The organism is Photobacterium sp. NCIMB 13483 (genome assembly GCF_003025475.1).
GTDB classification, from domain to species: Bacteria; Pseudomonadota; Gammaproteobacteria; order Enterobacterales; family Vibrionaceae; genus Photobacterium; species Photobacterium piscicola.
In genome coordinates, this window is sequence record NZ_PYLV01000006.1 from 59,633 (window position 1) to 75,032 (window position 15,400).

Here is a 15,400-nt window from a genome sequence, read left to right on the forward strand (position 1 = left end):
TGCGAAATCGCCGCTTACGGGCTACTGTTGTGAATGCAAAACAAGGTTGAATCTATCGTTTAAGCGGTGGTTTTCTCGTGCACTGGGATTGAGATGTCGCTATAATCGCCGGTTAATATCATCCAGCCAAAGGGAAATCCCGATGCGTCCAAGCGGAAGAAGTGCCACTCAGGTACGTCCAATCACTATTACTCGTAACTATACAGCCCATGCTGAGGGTTCAGTATTAGTTGAATTTGGCAACACCAAAGTAATTTGTACTGCCAGTGTTGAAGAAAATGTGCCGCGTTGGCTTAAAGGTAAAGGCCAAGGTTGGGTGACTGCAGAATACGGTATGTTGCCACGTGCAACCCATACCCGTAACCGTCGTGAAGCCGCGAGTGGTAAGCAAGGCGGTCGCACCATGGAAATTCAGCGTCTGATTGCACGTAGTTTACGTGCTGCGGTTGATTTAAAAGTCCTTGGTGAACAAATGATCACGGTTGACTGTGATGTGATTCAAGCTGATGGCGGTACACGTACTGCTTCTATTACAGGTGCGATGGTTGCTTTAGTGGATGCAATTAATTATATGCTTGAAAAAGGCATGATTAAGAAAAGCCCACTTAAAGGCATGGTTGCTGCTGTTTCGGTTGGTATCTATAAAGGTGAACCAATTTGCGATCTTGAGTACCTTGAAGATTCAGCTGCTGAAACTGACATGAATGTGGTCATGACCGAAGACGGTAAAATGATTGAAATTCAGGGTACGGCTGAAGGCGAGGCATTCAGTCATGAAGAGTTATTGGCAATGTTAGCGCTGGCGAAAGACGGTATATCCGATATTATTTCGATGCAGAAACAAGTATTAGAAAATTAGTTATTGAGCGGTTCCTATTAAGGAGCCGCTTTTTTTTATCTAAAATTTATAGGCTATAGGAATAGTCATAAGTTTTAGCTGCAACAGTTTTACATTCTTCGCAATGTAAAGGTTGTGTCCATTTCAACATTGTAAAACACGAAAGTCGTTTAAGGAGCCACAATGAAAGCATATCAGCGTCAGTTCATCGAATTCGCCCTAGAGAAAGGTGTCTTAAAGTTTGGTGAGTTCACTCTGAAGTCCGGCCGTAAGAGTCCGTATTTCTTTAATGCGGGTTTATTTAATACTGGTCGTGATCTTGCACGTCTAGGCCGTTTCTATGCTGAAGCATTGGTTGACGCTAACATTGAATTTGATGTGTTGTTTGGCCCTGCGTATAAAGGGATTCCCATTGCAACTACCACCGCTGTTGCATTAGCGGATCACCATGATGTAGATACGCCATATTGTTTTAACCGTAAAGAAGCGAAAAATCACGGTGAAGGTGGCAATCTTGTTGGGAGTGATCTTGTGGGGCGCATTATGTTAGTTGATGACGTTATTACCGCAGGCACAGCTATTCGTGAATCAATGGAAATCATTAAGGCGAACGGTGCTGATTTAGCGGGTGTGTTAGTCGCTATCGATCGTCAAGAAAAGGGCCAAAGTGAATTGTCTGCGATTCAAGAAGTTGAACGTGATTTTAGTTGTGCAGTCATTTCAATTGTGTCGCTAGGCGATGTGGTCACGTATTTAAGTGAGCAAACAGGTATGGAGCAGCATTTAGCTGCTGTAACGGCCTACCGTGTTCAATACGGCGTTGAATAACCGTTTAATTAACTAGTTATTATAAAAAAGCGAGGGTCAATGGACGCTCGCTTTTTTTATGGTGCTTTATAATGTGGTTTGTCAGTGTGATTAACCTAACTGACCACTAAGCAATTGCCAGTAGTCATCAAAATTTTCAGTTGGCTTATATTTAAAGCTTGAACGAACATAACGACTAAGACTGCCTTCAACTTGACCTAATAGCTGTGCTGCTAAAATCGATTCATCAACAGGAAAGCCTTTACCTTCTCGTAATTTACGTTCTTTTAGTATTTGGCGTAACTGTGATTCAATACGTTCAAATAATTGGTTGATGCGTGATTGTAAGCGATCTTGTTCAAACATCAGTGCGTGACCTGTCATGATACGACTGAGGCCAGGGTTACGTTCACCAAACATTAAGATTAGTTGTAGCACCATACGCAGACGAGTAAGGGTATCTTTTTCGTCATCAAGAATGCGGTTAATTCGAGTAGTAATTGAATCTTCGATAAATTCAATCAGGCCTTCAAACATCCGTGCTTTACTTGGGAAGTGGCGATAGAGTGCAGCTTCCGAGACCCCAACATTAGCCGCCAGCATTTTGGTCGTAATACGTTGGCTTCCTTGATTAGATTCCAACATATGAGCAAGACACTGAAGTATCTCTTCGCGGCGATTGCTTTTTTTGGTGCCAGCCATGAATTATCGTTCCTTTGCAAAATGAGACTGTCCATGGACAGCATGAAACCCGCCTATCTTAGCGATGCCATTGCGTCGTGAAAAGCGATCGATGGTAAATGTATGCAGTTTATCAGCAAAAAAAGCGCCACCGTCAAAAGTTGCGCTTTGTGCTTGATCGTTATCGGTTATTTTATCATCAAAACCGCTTTATGCGTTAAAAGCATAATTGGCATGTATTGATTGAGGTGGTTTTATTTTCGGCCTGAGTGACCGAAACCGCCTTCACCACGATGGCTTGCATCATCAAAATCCGTAACGATATTAAATTGCGCTTGTACCACAGGAAGGAAAACTAACTGTGCAATACGATCGCCCGGCTCGATAGTGAAAGTGGTATCACCCCGGTTCCAAACGGATACCATCAATTGACCTTGGTAATCAGAATCAATCAGACCGACAAGGTTACCTAAAACAATACCATGTTTATGACCAAGACCTGAACGCGGTAAAATTGTTGCCGCTAGATTAGGGTTGCCAATATGAATAGCTAAACCTGTTGGTACGAGGTGGGTTTCACCTGGGGCAACGATTAATGCTTGATCAAGACATGCACGTAAATCCAGTCCAGCTGAACCTGTCGTTGCATACGCAGGTAATGGAAACTCTGTTCCAACGCGTGGGTCAAGAATTTTAAGATCGATAGTATTCATAATTATGCTCTAGTGCGTGACATGTTGATAAAGGCTAACAATTTCGGTAAGCAATTGCTGACCAAGATCGGTTTTAGAGGCTAATGGTAATGTTTTATCGCCATTAGGCCAGTATAAATGTAAGGCGTTGTTATCACTGTTGAAGCCTTGCCCTTGGACAGATACGTCATTGGCGCAAATTAAATCGAGGTTTTTATTGGCTAATTTACCACGAGCATAATGTTCAACATTTTGTGTTTCAGCCGCGAAACCGACAGTAAAGGGACGGTTTTCAGTAAGAGCGGCAACACTGGCAACGATATCTGGGTTTTTCACTAGTTGAATGACCATTTCATCATTGCCGTCTTGTTTTTTCATTTTTTGCGGCGCGACATGGGCGGGGCGGAAATCGGCAACCGCGGCACAGGCAATAAAAATATGGTTATTGATTGCTTGTTCTAATGCGGCTTGATGCATCTCTTCAGCGCTATTGATGTTAATACAGGTGACGCCATTAGGAACGGCTAAGTTAACGGGACCACTGATTAAGGTTACGTTTGCACCACGTTGTGCTGCGACCTGTGCGACGGAATATCCCATTTTACCTGAACTGTAATTACTCAAATAACGTACAGGATCAATGGCTTCACGTGTTGGACCCGCAGTGATAACAATGTTTAGGCCACTAAGATCGGCAGGACGGAAAAAATCTTCACAGTGATGGACTAATTGCATCGGCTCTAACATTCGCCCTGGGCCAACATCGCCGCATGCTTGTTCACCACTGGCAGGTCCCCATAACATCGCGCCACGTCGTTGCAGAGTAACAAGGTTCTCTTGAGTGGCGATATTACGGTACATCTGTTGATTCATTGCAGGAGCGACGGCAATGGACGCATCCGTGGCTAAACACAGTGTTGAGAGTAAGTCATTTCCCATACCCGCGCTGATACGTGCGATTAAGTCTGCAGTTGCGGGCGCCAGTAAGACTAAATCAGCCCATTTAGCTAACTCAATATGTCCCATGGATGCTTCAGCGGAAGGATCTAATAAGCTACTTGAAACGGGGTTTCCCGACACTGCTTGCATCGTTAATGGTGTAATGAATTCTTGTGCTGCTTTAGTCATGACGACTTGAACTTGTGCGCCACGTTCAATTAAACGACGGGTCAGTTCTGCGCATTTATAGGCAGCGATACCGCCGCTAATGCCGAGAAGGATTTTTTTTCCTGCCAGAGTTTGCATGGTTTTGCCTGTGTTTAGATGCCAATAAATTTTGCAGACACGATAGCATCAAACGTATTAACGGTCATTGACTGCAATTCATCGTTTTATCTTTAGAGGTGATCGTTTCGAGGTTCTATTGCTGTAATGCGAGGTGTTAAGCATAAACTTTGGAGACGCTTTCATGGAACATTGATTGTAAAGTTGTATAAAAGTAGCAGCCTGTTTTGCTAATAGTTGATCAATACAGGAGGGAATATGTCGCTTAAGCAATTGCCATTAGCATCTCGACCGCGAGAAAAATTATTATCTCACGGTAGTGATGCGCTTACTGATGCCGAATTATTAGCTATTTTTTTACGTACAGGCATAAAAGGAATGAATGCGTTGGAATTGGCGACGTATTTATTACAAGAATTTGGTTCATTACGCGCTTTGCTGGCGGCAGATAAAGAAACTTTTTGTCAGGTTAAAGGCTTAGGCCCAGCGAAATTTGCACTTTTAAAGGCCGTTTTAGCTATGGGGGATCGATATTTAGAAGAAATTTTAAAAAAAGATAGTGCGCTCACAAACCCACAAAATACTCGCCAATATTTAGTCAAAAAATTACGTCATAAACAGCGCGAAGCCTTTTATATCCTATTCCTAGACAATCAACACCGAGTGATTACGGGAGAGATATTATTTGAAGGAACACTCGATTGTGCGAGTGTTTACCCACGTGAAGTTGTAAAAAGATCGTTAGAACTTAATGCAGCCGCGTTAATTTTAGCGCATAATCACCCATCAGGCGTTGCTGAACCTAGTCAGGCTGACCATCGAATAACCCGCAAGATCAGCGATTCGCTGGCTTTAGTCGATATTCGTGTTCTGGATCATTTTGTTGTCGGTGAAGGGGATGTTATTTCCTTTTCCGAGCGCGGTTGGCTATAAAATAGACAATTATCGAAAAAAAAAGTGAGAAAGGATCTGCTCGGGACTTGAGCAACTGGTTTTGACTTAGTATAATGCGCGACCTTTGATAGCTGTGGTTATATGTGAAATTGCATTTCACATTAAATTTCCATGGTAGATATCGAGCGAAACGATTTGGAGAAGACAGTAATGTCCCGAGTATGCCAAGTAACTGGTAAGCGTCCTGTAACGGGTAACAACCGTTCACACGCACGTAATGCCACCAAGCGTCGTTTTCTGCCGAACCTGCAAACTCATCGTTTCTGGGTAGAAAGCGAAAAACGCTTCGTTAAACTACGTCTTACTGCTAAAGGTATGCGTATCATTGATAAGAAAGGTATTGATACCGTTCTTGCAGAGATGCGTGTCCGCGGCGAGAACGTTTAGAGGAATTTGAACAATGGCTAAAGGCATTCGTGAGAAGATCCGTCTAGTATCATCAGCTGGTACAGGCCACTTCTACACTACCGACAAGAACAAGCGCAACATGCCAGGCAAATTTGAGATCAAGAAATTTGATCCAGTAGTTCGCCAGCACGTGCTTTACAAAGAAGCTAAAATCAAGTAATTGATTTTTAAATCTTTGATAAAAACCCAGCCTAGCTGGGTTTTTTTATATTTAAAATTCGGTATTCTTTCCTGCTTTCCCTGCTTTCCCTGCTTTCCCTGCTTTCCCTGCTTTCCCTGCTTTCCCTGCTTTCTTGCGATAAATTTTATTCTCGTCATTAAACAATAATCTAATTGTCTGTTGTTATTGATGATGGCAATGTTATCTTAACCCGCATCAATAAAGACGTATAGGAGCGCCTGAGCATGCGGTTAACGCGACGTGGATGGAATAACGTCATCATTATTGGTGTTTTAGTTTTTATCGCTGTCATACAGCTGCCAGAGCTTATTCGTACTCGTCTAATAATACCTACCGCGCCTGTATCATCATCAACGGTGATCCCATTATTTGCGCAAAATCGTATTATTCAACGTTTATTGTTGCCTGCAATCACTTTTCAGCATGCTGATACGGGATGGCAAAGCCAACCTACGGTGACGTTTGATATTGCTACTTTGATTTCACGCTGGCAAACATTAGTGGGGACAAAGGTAAGTGAGCACCAGTTAGCTGCTTTAAAAAGTCAGCTGACAACGCCGCGCACGATTGAAGTGTGGCTGGTTGGTCATTCTCTGCCACAACGGATCACTGCCTATCAATTACCTTATTTTTGGTTGTTTAACAACGGTAGCGGACAGTGGTTAGCGGTGACTGTCGATGCTGATTTTCTCTTTCCACCATTATCGTCAAAATTATAATGATTATTGGAGCAAGATAACGATGCCTGAATTACCTGAAGTGGAAGTGACTCGTATGGGGATCACTCCCCACGTTGTTGGACAAACAGTGACAAAAATAATTATTCGTAATGCCCGTTTGCGCTGGCCGATTCCTGATGCAATTAAAAGTATTGAGGGCCAAGTGATTCGAAAAGTCACGCGCCGAGCAAAATATTTATTATTAGAAACCGATATTGGGTATGCGATTGTCCATCTTGGTATGTCAGGTAGTTTACGTATTTTACCTGCGGGTTCTGCCGTAGAGAAGCATGATCATGTCGATGTCGTTTTAGGCAGTGGTGAGATTCTACGTTATAACGATCCTCGTCGCTTTGGCGCATGGTTATGGCAACAGGCAGGGGAAAGTCATACTGTGCTAGAGAAAATGGGCCCAGAGCCATTGAGTGACGATTTTAATGTGGATTACTTAGTTACCAAAGCAAAAGGAAAGCGTAAAGCGATTAAATTACTGATCATGGATAATCATATCGTAGTGGGTGTAGGTAATATTTATGCCAATGAGTCATTGTTTGCCGCGGGGATAAATCCGCAATCGCCAGCAGGAAAAGTCTCAATCGCACAATTGCAGTTATTAGTTTTTGAAATCAAAACCGTTTTACAAAAAGCTATTGCTCAAGGTGGCACGACCTTAAAAGATTTTAAAAATGCAGATGGTAAGCCTGGATATTTTGCTCAAGAGTTGCAAGTCTATGGTAAAGGGGGTCAGCCTTGCCCTCGTTGTGGTGAGCTTTTAACTGAAATAAAGCTTGGGCAGCGAGCCACTGTTTTCTGTGCTGACTGTCAAGGTTAACTCAATTGTCTAGTTAGTTTTCGTTAACGATGGGTTCATTTTTATTGAGCAAAAATAATGGTGGGAATTGCTATCATTGCTAAATGATTTATAAAATAAATTGCATGTTGATATTACTTTAAGGGCTAGGAAATGAAATATTTAGTGACCGGTGTTGCTGGTTTTATTGGTAGTGCTGTTACCGAGCGTTTATGTCAACAAGGCCATCAAGTGGTTGGTATCGATAATCTTAATGATTATTACGAAGTAGCACTTAAACACGCACGTTTAGCCCGTATCGAACACCCAGATTTTACCTTTATTGAAATGGATCTTGCGGATCGAGAAGGGATCGCAGGCTTATTTGCTGAGCATCAATTTAATCGTGTTATTCATTTAGCGGGTCAAGCGGGCGTTCGTTATTCAATAGATAATCCAATGGCTTATGGTGATAGTAATTTAATTGGCTATTTGACTATCCTTGAAGGTTGTCGTCGTAATAAAGTAGAGCACTTGGTTTATGCTTCATCAAGTTCGGTGTATGGCTTAAATCAAAAAATGCCGTTTGATACTGCCGACAGTGTTGATCATCCGGTATCATTGTATGCCGCAGCTAAAAAAGCCAATGAATTGATGGCGCACAGTTATTCTCATCTTTACGGTCTTCCAACCACAGGCCTACGTTTCTTTACGGTATATGGTCCGTGGGGACGTCCAGATATGGCATTGTTTAAATTTACTAATGCGATCATGGAAGGCAAGGAAATTGATATCTATAACAATGGTGATATGAGCCGTGATTTTACTTATATCGATGATATTGTTGAAGGTGTGATGCGTATTCAGGATGTGATTCCACAGCCAAATCCTGAGTGGACAGTAGAGACTGGCTCACCAGCAACCAGCTCTGCACCATATCGTATTTATAACATTGGTCATGGTAGCCCGGTCAAATTAATGGACTATGTTGAAGCACTAGAAGCATCATTAGGTGTTGAAGCCAAGAAAAACTTTATGCCCATGCAACCGGGCGATGTTTACATGACATATGCTGATACTGACGATTTGTTTGCAGCAACGGGGTATAAGCCTGCGGTTGAAGTAAAACAAGGCGTACAGGCTTTCGTTGATTGGTACCGTGAGTATTATAATAAGTAAGCTGTGAAGATTGAGAAGAAAGGGGGAGCCAATGTGCTCCCTTTTTTTATTATTATTTTATGAATTTAGCAAGTAGGGCTTGTGTGATCAATGGATCAACAAACTGACTTACATCCCCTTTATGTAATGCGACTTCTTTTACAATAGTCGATGAAATAAATGAATTTTCTTCTGCTGGGGTTAAAAATACCGTTTCAAGCTCAGGCATCAAACGACGATTCATATTGGCTAATTGAAATTCATATTCAAAATCAGACACCGCCCGTAACCCACGCACTAAAATATTAGCATTGTGCTCTTTGGCAAAATTAACTAATAACCCTGAAAAGCCAACAATTTCAACATTAGGCAAATGTGCTGTAATTTGTTGAGCCAGTTCGACCCGTTCTTCTAAAGTGAATAATGGTTTTTTGCTGGGGTTAAAAGCAACACCGACAATCACATGATCAAACATCGCAGCTGCGCGCTCAATCAAATCAAGGTGACCGTTAGTGATTGGATCAAAAGTGCCTGGGTAGATAACACGAGTAGTCATAATGGGTTACTTATTTTGTCTGTGAATGTAAAGTTTCAGCGCTAGAGAGTGATGCAATAATAGCATCCAGTTTCTCTGTTACCATCGCAACACTAATTTGTGGCATGATATCGTTACCTTTGACGCGAGATCCCCATGGTAATTCGCCTAATGGTTTGCCGTAATGTTGTTCAGCGACTTGCTGGTAAACACTGACCGTATATGGCAATGATAAATACGGTCCAGTACGAGCTGGATTACTATGACCATAGAGTCCAATGACGGGTGTGTTTTGGGTGGTTGCTAAATGGGCTGGACCTGAATCTGGCGCTAGCACAACAGTTGCTGCACGTAATAATGCCGTCAGCTGTAATAGGGTTGTTTTGCCGATTAAATTAGTGATAGGTACTTGGCTATGACTGATAATGTGTTGGCCTAATTGTTGCTCACGTTCACTGGGTGAGCCGCAAAGTATAATGGCTAAGCCTTTGGTTGCCGCATAATCGGCAATAGCTGCATAACGTTCTGGAAGCCAATTACGTTCATCTTTACTGGCGGCGGGAGATATCACTAATGTTGGTTGTTGAATATATTGTTCAGCAACACTGTTATCTTCAGTGGTAAGTGGAATATTCCATTCTGGTGTAGTAAAGGGAACCCCAATGTAACGTGCAAAGTCCGCCATGTTATCAAGTACATGGATACTGTTTGTATTGGGTAGGTGTTTATTGGTAACCAACCATTGGCCTTCTTTGGTGCGGTTTTTACTAAACCCAACACGATACTTAGCTTTAATCCCTAAAGATAGTACACTGGCACGCAAGGCGACTTGCATATCCAATAGCGCATCAAAACGTTGTGATTTGAGTTGTTGCCAAACCTGTTTAATGCCATGCCAGCCCGCTTTTTTATCAAAACTGATCACCGTAATATTGGGTAAGGCATTGACTAATTGTGCTTCAACTTTACCGACAACCCACGTGATTTCAGTGGTTGGCCATTGGCGTTGGATAGCTTGGACGACAGCAATCGCATGGCAAACGTCACCAATAGCAGACAAGCGTAAGATACAAATTGAACGTGGTGGCGTTGAGAACAGAGCCATGGGGTTACCTTATTAAAAGTGGTTGGTGAATTATGCCGCTAGCTATTGAAATTGTAAAATATTCAACAATAAATGCGAGAGAGGCTGTAGTGCAGGAAATTATCAGTAACAACCAGGCCATTTGGTTTGATAGCGATTATCTAAGTGCAGATCCGCATGGTTGCTTTGATATTGAGTATTGGCGTCAGCGTGATGCAGTTATTGGTTCAGCCAAAGGGCGTGGCACAACATGGTTTGTTGCCGATGAAAAACTAGAAATGGCATTGCGTCATTATCACCGCGGTGGGCTGTTTGCTAAAGTGAACAATGATAGTTATTGGTTTACTGATTGGAAGACGACTCGCAGTGGAGCTGAATTAGCCTTATTAAAATTATTACGTGATGGTGGGGTTAATGTACCTCGACCTATTGCTGCGCGTGCAGTTAAAAGGGGTATGGCTTATAAAGCGGATATTTTGGTTGAGAAAATTGCCAATAGTCGTGATTTGGTGGCATTGCTACAAACTCAAACATTAGCTGCGACAGTGTGGCGTGATATTGGTCAAATGATCGGTAAGATGCATGATTTGCAAGTGTGCCACACTGATTTAAATGCCCACAATATTTTACTCGATGATAGTCAGTGTCCGTGGCTGATTGATTTTGATAAGTGTGATTGTCGTGACGGTGATGATTGGAAAGTGGATAATCTGACACGTTTAAAGCGCTCTTTTCTCAAAGAAGTCGATAAACGTGCGATTAAGTGGTGCGAAGATGATTGGACCGCTTTATGTAATGGTTATGCTAACAAAAGTCAGCTGCGTATTACTATTGGTTAGTACTAATGATTGGTTAAATACGGGCTAATATTAGTGACTGTTTTGTCCACGGCACCTTGATTTTCTAATACGATCCTTTGGCCCTGCGCGCCCATTTTTTGCTGGCGTTCGGGGTCATTAAATAACGCGATTAGTTGCAATGCGAGCTGGTGGCTATCTTGACAAATTTCAATTGCACCAGCGGTTAACAATTGTTGAGTAATATCTTCAAAGTTATAAAAACTGGGACCGGTAATTGCCGGTTTAGCGACGGCAGCAGGTTCTAATAAATTGTGACCACCCACTTTTTCTCCAACTAAACTTCCTCCCATAAACGTCACATCAGCTGTCGCTAGCATGACTAACATTTCCCCCATTGTATCAGCGAGATATAATTGAGTGTTCGCTTTAATTGGGGTGGTGTCTGTGCGACGATGAACATTTAAATCACGATCTATTGCAAGTTTTGCCACACTATCAAATCGTTGCGGATGGCGAGGCACAATAATTACTAATGCATTTGTAAATTGTTGCTGTACCAGTTGATAAGCATCAAGTACTTGTTCATCTTCACCTTGATGGGTACTTGCGGCAACAAAAATAGGCCGCTGCTTACCGAGTTGCTGGCGTAGACTCTGAGCTTGCTCAAAAACAGTGTTTGCAATGGTAATGTCGTATTTGATTGAGCCAGTAACCGCGATTTGATGTTGTTGCGCACCAATGTCGATAAAGCGTTGAGCATCATCATCATGTAAACACAATATTTTATCTATTTTATTGAGTAATTGATGAGTGAAGAAACTAAATGAGTGATAGCGCTTAGCTGAGCGCTCGGATAAACGCGCATTAACAATAATCGTTGGAATTTTTTGGTTGTGAACACAGCTCAAGGTATTGAGCCATAATTCTTTTTCAACGATCAGGAATAATTGAGGCTTAATTGTTTTTAAAAATCTTCTTACACACCAAGCAAAATCAATTGGCATGTAACGATGTTCAACTAATTCGCCTAATTTAGCCACTTGTTCAGCACCAGTGCTGGTGGTTGTGGTTACAACAATAGCTTGTTCAGGATAGGCTTGTTTGAGTGCTTTGATGACAGGTACAATCGCGATAGCTTCACCAACAGAAGCTGCATGAATCCAAATTGGTGCAGTTGCCGTGGCGAGGCGAGGAGTAAAACCAAAATGCTCTTTCCAACGAGCACCAAAACGGGGTTTGCCTGGTTTGGTTCGATAAAGTCCCCATAATAATAGAGGAGCAGCTAAAGCTAATAGTAGGGTATAAAAAACGCGAACTAGCATGGTGGCTCTACCTGTAACAATAAAATCCTATTATAACCAGCAATCAAAAATCTTACAGCTTGATGATTCAGTGGCTAATTAAGGTAGAATGTTTTTATCTTTTATGGACAAAGAGTACGACTATGACTCATTCACCTCGGCGGTACTTAATGTATATCGCTCAAAATTATTCATTTGCTATTTTACGACCGTTACAACAAGCGATCTTGAAGCAAGGTGGGCAGGTGTGTTGGTTTTTTGAGGGGAATGATGTTGAAGGTGATTTCTTACATGCTGATGAGCAACGATTAACCTCTGTTGCGGACGTTAAAGCTTGGCAACCTGATGCTGTTTTTGTGCCAGGTAATGTTGTACCACGTTGTATTCCTGGAGTAAAAGTTGGTGTGTTTCACGGCTTTAATGCTGGAAAATTAAACCGTCGAGGCCGAGAAGACCATTTTGAAATTCGTGGTTGTTTTGACTTATATTGTACTCAAGGGCCAGATACAACTGCACGGTTTACACAATTAGCCCAGCAATATGGTTTTTTTAAAGTAAAACAAACCGGTTGGCCGATGCTTGACCCGTTATTTACTGAGCCCGCATTCAACCCATATTGTGCGGTAGATGATCCACGCCCAACCATCTTAATGTGCTCAACATTTTCCCGTAATTTAACCTGCGCACCCCATTTATATGAGACAGTTAAGGCATTGGTTGCCACGGGGAAGTGGCGTTGGTTAGTGCAGTTTCATCCTAAAATGGCGGCTGAAACGGTTGCACAATATAAAGCCTTACAAGGGCCTAATTTGACGTTTGTGGAAACAGATAATGTGATTCCTGTATTGCAAGCAGCGGATGTAATGTTATGTGATACTTCATCGATTTTGTTAATGTTTTTATTACAAGGTAAGCCTGTTGTTACCTTTAATAATCAACATCCGCTACCCCATTTATTGAATGTTACTACTACTAACGAAGTAGAACCTGCATTGAGTGAGGCATTGACCTATCCGGTGGATTTAATGGCGAATATCAAACATTATTGTCAGCAAATTCATCCTTATCAAGATGGGTGTTCAAGTGAGCGGGTTTTAGCTGCAACGAATGCACTGCTTGATAATGGCTTACTCGAACTTAAATCAAAACCACTTAATATCGTACGTGAGTTTAAAATGCGTAAGAAGCTTGGTTATTGGGGGCTGTAAAATGGCATTATACCAACAGCATTATCAATATATGTTGAATTTGAACACAGAAAATAAGGAGTTAGTTGATGGCAAATAAGCATTCTTTATCCGTTATATTAATTACAAAGAATGAAGCGGATCGGGTTGAACTATGTTTGCAATCTATCGTTGATATAGCCGATGAAATTATTGTATTAGACAGTGGTTCAACAGATGAAACTGTGGCAATTTGTCAGCGCTATACCGATAACATTACTGTGACTGATTGGCCTGGGTTTGGTAAACAAAAACAACGAGCATTAGATAAAGCCAGCGGTGATTGGGTGTTGTCAATTGATGCAGATGAAGCTTTGGATGAACAAATGCAACACGCTTTAGTTTCATTGCTAGCTCAAGATTCGATCATGGCCACAGCATATCGCTTACCTTGGGGAGTGACGCTGTATGGTAAGACCTTGAAATATGGACGTAGTGCTCGTTCAGTCTTACGCTTATTTAAGCGAGATGGTGCTCATTATACATTAGATGAAGTACATGAAACGGTAATACCAAGTGCAGGAACCACAGAAGTTCTGAGTGGATTGTTATTACATTACACTCACCGTGATTATGGACATGGCTTAGATAAAGCAGCACAGTATGCGTGGTTAGGTTCAAAGAAATACCATCGTAAAGGCAAAAAATCGCACGGGTTAGGTTTAGCGTTATTACGTGCAATATGGACCTTTGTTTTGATTTATATTATTCGTCGTGGCTTTCTTGATGGTAGCGTTGGTTTTATTGTTGCAATGACCTATGCACAGGTGAGTTTTAATAAATATGTCGGTTTATGGTTACTTGAGCATGATCGTAGCTAATAAACGGTGGCTTAGTTATTAATGAAGGAGAGTATCTACTCTCCTCTATAAAGTTATTGTAGAGCTAATTTTAATTGTAAATTAGTTATATGACTAAAAGAGAGTTTATCGATAATATTCTCAGATGGATATATTGGAGTATGAACAAATTGCTTTATTTTATTGGCTAAGGCAATAGGGTCTTGTTTGGGAACAATACCTTGTTGTAACTCCCCGGTTAATATCTCGGTGATTGGCCCACAGTCAGTTGCAATAACAGGAACTCCGCAAGCAAGAGCTTCATTTATTACTAAAACAAAGCCTTCTAAATCAGAGCTTAAAACAAAAAACTCACAACGGTTCATCCATTTAAACGGGTTGTTATCAAAACCTTTTAATAGTACTTTTTGATTTAAATTTAACTGTTCTATTTTTTTCTCAAGCATTTTACGTTGATTACCTTCCCCTAAAATAATTAAAGGAAGATCAATGTCTGCAAGGTGATAGGCATCGATTAATACATCAAATCGTTTTTGATGGCTCAAACGACCAACAGCAAGAATAAATTTACCATCAAAGTTTATTTCATCTTTTGATTTTTCTAATAAGTCTTTTTTATCGCATGGATTGTATATTGTTTCTAAACATTTTAATGGAATAGATAACTGTACTGATTTATTCAATATAGGATCTTTAATAAAATCAGAGACAGTAAAAATCTTTTTATTTAAAAATAATTTTTTAAATAAAAAGTTATAATAGAGATTGTTTTTTTTAGCTAATACATGTGGTAAATGTAAGCTATAGACAACTTGAGACAAATTTAGACTGTGAAGCCGATTCATTGATCGAGCGCCGTTTACAAATATAGCATCAAAAGGTTGTTGTGTTTTTTGATACGCCATAAATATTTTTTTATATACAGCTCCTGCCCATAAGTGCTCACTTTGAGGGAATATCTTGCGTAAAAATATTTTATAAAATAAAAAATATAATCCAATAAACGGATGCTTAAAAAGAAATTCTTTTATTGGTAGTACGTGATATGTACACGGAAAATCCAATTGAAAATCTAACCCTTCTTCAAGTGCTAATAATGTAACATCATTACCTTGTTGAGCGTGGTAGCGAGCAGTATCAAGGGTGATTTTTTGAATACCACCACCTTTGAAATTATGTGTAACAAAAAGAATCCGTACCAT

The 15,400-nt window shown here is 41.0% G+C and carries 18 protein-coding genes; 11 read left to right on the forward strand and 7 right to left on the reverse strand.

Annotation, left to right across the window (positions count from 1 at the left end):
* The first annotated feature begins 142 nt into the window (after window positions 1-142).
* Together rph and pyrE are read left to right on the forward strand one after the other, a co-directional pair.
* Window positions 143-859 carry a ribonuclease PH gene (rph, locus tag C9I86_RS07025; protein ID WP_080159204.1) on the forward strand — a complete coding sequence of 239 codons (717 nt, stop codon included), beginning with the start codon at window positions 143-145 and terminating at the stop codon, window positions 857-859.
* Between the two features lie 162 nt (window positions 860-1,021).
* On the forward strand, window positions 1,022-1,666 hold the full coding sequence (pyrE, locus tag C9I86_RS07030; protein ID WP_107276005.1) for an orotate phosphoribosyltransferase: 645 nt from the start codon (window positions 1,022-1,024) through the stop codon (window positions 1,664-1,666).
* Between the two features lie 90 nt (window positions 1,667-1,756).
* Here pyrE and slmA read toward each other — a convergent pair whose 3' ends face one another.
* From slmA to coaBC, 3 genes are all read right to left on the reverse strand, one after another.
* Window positions 1,757-2,347 carry a nucleoid occlusion factor SlmA gene (gene slmA / locus C9I86_RS07035; protein ID WP_036789332.1) on the reverse strand — a complete coding sequence of 197 codons (591 nt, stop codon included), beginning with the start codon at window positions 2,345-2,347 and terminating at the stop codon, window positions 1,757-1,759.
* Window positions 2,348-2,580: 233 nt separating this feature from the next.
* On the reverse strand, window positions 2,581-3,039 hold the full coding sequence (gene dut / locus C9I86_RS07040) for a dUTP diphosphatase (RefSeq protein ID WP_080159202.1): 459 nt from the start codon (window positions 3,037-3,039) through the stop codon (window positions 2,581-2,583).
* Window positions 3,040-3,048: 9 nt separating this feature from the next.
* Window positions 3,049-4,263, reverse strand: coding sequence for a bifunctional phosphopantothenoylcysteine decarboxylase/phosphopantothenate--cysteine ligase CoaBC (gene coaBC, locus C9I86_RS07045; protein ID WP_107276006.1), 1,215 nt, complete (start codon window positions 4,261-4,263; stop codon window positions 3,049-3,051).
* A gap of 237 nt (window positions 4,264-4,500) precedes the next feature.
* On the opposite strand from coaBC, the gene radC reads away from it, so the two are divergent.
* The 6 genes from radC (at window position 4,501) to C9I86_RS07080 (ending at window position 8,473) form a co-directional block, all read left to right on the forward strand.
* On the forward strand, window positions 4,501-5,175 hold the full coding sequence (radC, locus tag C9I86_RS07050; RefSeq protein WP_080159200.1) for a DNA repair protein RadC: 675 nt from the start codon (window positions 4,501-4,503) through the stop codon (window positions 5,173-5,175).
* Between the two features lie 171 nt (window positions 5,176-5,346).
* Window positions 5,347-5,583 (forward strand): 50S ribosomal protein L28, encoded by a 237-nt coding sequence (rpmB, locus tag C9I86_RS07055; protein ID WP_045039707.1) that lies wholly within the window; start codon window positions 5,347-5,349, stop codon window positions 5,581-5,583.
* Between the two features lie 13 nt (window positions 5,584-5,596).
* A complete protein-coding gene (rpmG, locus tag C9I86_RS07060; RefSeq protein ID WP_005371942.1) occupies window positions 5,597-5,764 on the forward strand; it encodes a 50S ribosomal protein L33 in 168 nt (55 codons plus the stop codon).
* A 245-nt stretch (window positions 5,765-6,009) separates the two neighbouring features.
* On the forward strand, window positions 6,010-6,504 hold the full coding sequence (locus C9I86_RS07070) for a hypothetical protein (RefSeq protein ID WP_080158805.1): 495 nt from the start codon (window positions 6,010-6,012) through the stop codon (window positions 6,502-6,504).
* Window positions 6,505-6,526: 22 nt separating this feature from the next.
* Window positions 6,527-7,336 carry a bifunctional DNA-formamidopyrimidine glycosylase/DNA-(apurinic or apyrimidinic site) lyase gene (mutM, locus tag C9I86_RS07075; protein ID WP_107276008.1) on the forward strand — a complete coding sequence of 270 codons (810 nt, stop codon included), beginning with the start codon at window positions 6,527-6,529 and terminating at the stop codon, window positions 7,334-7,336.
* A 132-nt stretch (window positions 7,337-7,468) separates the two neighbouring features.
* A complete protein-coding gene (locus C9I86_RS07080) occupies window positions 7,469-8,473 on the forward strand; it encodes an NAD-dependent epimerase (RefSeq protein ID WP_080158803.1) in 1,005 nt (334 codons plus the stop codon).
* A gap of 52 nt (window positions 8,474-8,525) precedes the next feature.
* On the opposite strand, the gene coaD is transcribed toward C9I86_RS07080, so the two are convergent.
* Window positions 8,526-9,008, reverse strand: coding sequence for a pantetheine-phosphate adenylyltransferase (coaD, locus tag C9I86_RS07085; protein ID WP_107276009.1), 483 nt, complete (start codon window positions 9,006-9,008; stop codon window positions 8,526-8,528).
* A gap of 10 nt (window positions 9,009-9,018) precedes the next feature.
* Window positions 9,019-10,092 (reverse strand): glycosyltransferase family 9 protein, encoded by a 1,074-nt coding sequence (locus C9I86_RS07090; protein WP_080158801.1) that lies wholly within the window; start codon window positions 10,090-10,092, stop codon window positions 9,019-9,021.
* Window positions 10,093-10,181: 89 nt separating this feature from the next.
* On the opposite strand from C9I86_RS07090, the gene C9I86_RS07095 reads away from it, so the two are divergent.
* Window positions 10,182-10,910: a 3-deoxy-D-manno-octulosonic acid kinase gene (locus C9I86_RS07095; protein WP_080158810.1), complete on the forward strand. Its 729-nt coding sequence runs from the start codon at window positions 10,182-10,184 to the stop codon at window positions 10,908-10,910.
* 2 nt (window positions 10,911-10,912) lie between these two features.
* Here the strand turns inward: C9I86_RS07095 and waaA are convergent, their stop codons facing one another.
* Window positions 10,913-12,193, reverse strand: a complete 1,281-nt coding sequence (gene waaA, locus C9I86_RS07100) for a lipid IV(A) 3-deoxy-D-manno-octulosonic acid transferase (RefSeq protein ID WP_107276010.1) — start codon at window positions 12,191-12,193, stop codon at window positions 10,913-10,915.
* Between the two features lie 149 nt (window positions 12,194-12,342).
* Here waaA and C9I86_RS07105 point away from each other — a divergent pair, with 149 nt between their 5' ends.
* Both C9I86_RS07105 and C9I86_RS07110 read left to right on the forward strand, forming a co-directional pair.
* Window positions 12,343-13,380 carry a CDP-glycerol--glycerophosphate glycerophosphotransferase gene (locus C9I86_RS07105; protein WP_199190755.1) on the forward strand — a complete coding sequence of 346 codons (1,038 nt, stop codon included), beginning with the start codon at window positions 12,343-12,345 and terminating at the stop codon, window positions 13,378-13,380.
* 68 nt (window positions 13,381-13,448) lie between these two features.
* The gene (locus C9I86_RS07110) at window positions 13,449-14,219 is read left to right on the forward strand and encodes a glycosyltransferase family 2 protein (protein ID WP_107276012.1); all 771 of its coding nucleotides are present in this window, start codon (window positions 13,449-13,451) and stop codon (window positions 14,217-14,219) included.
* 53 nt (window positions 14,220-14,272) lie between these two features.
* Here C9I86_RS07110 and C9I86_RS07115 read toward each other — a convergent pair whose 3' ends face one another.
* Window positions 14,273-15,400 (reverse strand): glycosyltransferase, encoded by a 1,128-nt coding sequence (locus C9I86_RS07115; RefSeq protein WP_107276013.1) that lies wholly within the window; start codon window positions 15,398-15,400, stop codon window positions 14,273-14,275.

Bases quoted from the DNA above. Each gene is read 5' to 3' on its own strand.
- rph (WP_080159204.1), top strand. From the start codon at position 143: ATGCGTCCAAGCGGAAGAAGTGCCACTCAGGTACGTCCAATCACTATT.
- pyrE (WP_107276005.1), top strand. From the start codon at position 1,022: ATGAAAGCATATCAGCGTCAGTTCATCGAATTCGCCCTAGAGAAAGGT.
- slmA (WP_036789332.1), bottom strand. From the start codon at position 2,347: ATGGCTGGCACCAAAAAAAGCAATCGCCGCGAAGAGATACTTCAGTGT.
- dut (WP_080159202.1), bottom strand. From the start codon at position 3,039: ATGAATACTATCGATCTTAAAATTCTTGACCCACGCGTTGGAACAGAG.
- coaBC (WP_107276006.1), bottom strand. From the start codon at position 4,263: ATGCAAACTCTGGCAGGAAAAAAAATCCTTCTCGGCATTAGCGGCGGT.
- radC (WP_080159200.1), top strand. From the start codon at position 4,501: ATGTCGCTTAAGCAATTGCCATTAGCATCTCGACCGCGAGAAAAATTA.
- rpmB (WP_045039707.1), top strand. From the start codon at position 5,347: ATGTCCCGAGTATGCCAAGTAACTGGTAAGCGTCCTGTAACGGGTAAC.
- rpmG (WP_005371942.1), top strand. From the start codon at position 5,597: ATGGCTAAAGGCATTCGTGAGAAGATCCGTCTAGTATCATCAGCTGGT.
- C9I86_RS07070 (WP_080158805.1), top strand. From the start codon at position 6,010: ATGCGGTTAACGCGACGTGGATGGAATAACGTCATCATTATTGGTGTT.
- mutM (WP_107276008.1), top strand. From the start codon at position 6,527: ATGCCTGAATTACCTGAAGTGGAAGTGACTCGTATGGGGATCACTCCC.
- C9I86_RS07080 (WP_080158803.1), top strand. From the start codon at position 7,469: ATGAAATATTTAGTGACCGGTGTTGCTGGTTTTATTGGTAGTGCTGTT.
- coaD (WP_107276009.1), bottom strand. From the start codon at position 9,008: ATGACTACTCGTGTTATCTACCCAGGCACTTTTGATCCAATCACTAAC.
- C9I86_RS07090 (WP_080158801.1), bottom strand. From the start codon at position 10,092: ATGGCTCTGTTCTCAACGCCACCACGTTCAATTTGTATCTTACGCTTG.
- waaA (WP_107276010.1), bottom strand. From the start codon at position 12,193: ATGCTAGTTCGCGTTTTTTATACCCTACTATTAGCTTTAGCTGCTCCT.
- C9I86_RS07105 (WP_199190755.1), top strand. From the start codon at position 12,343: ATGTATATCGCTCAAAATTATTCATTTGCTATTTTACGACCGTTACAA.
- C9I86_RS07110 (WP_107276012.1), top strand. From the start codon at position 13,449: ATGGCAAATAAGCATTCTTTATCCGTTATATTAATTACAAAGAATGAA.
- C9I86_RS07115 (WP_107276013.1), bottom strand. From the start codon at position 15,400: ATGGTACGGATTCTTTTTGTTACACATAATTTCAAAGGTGGTGGTATT.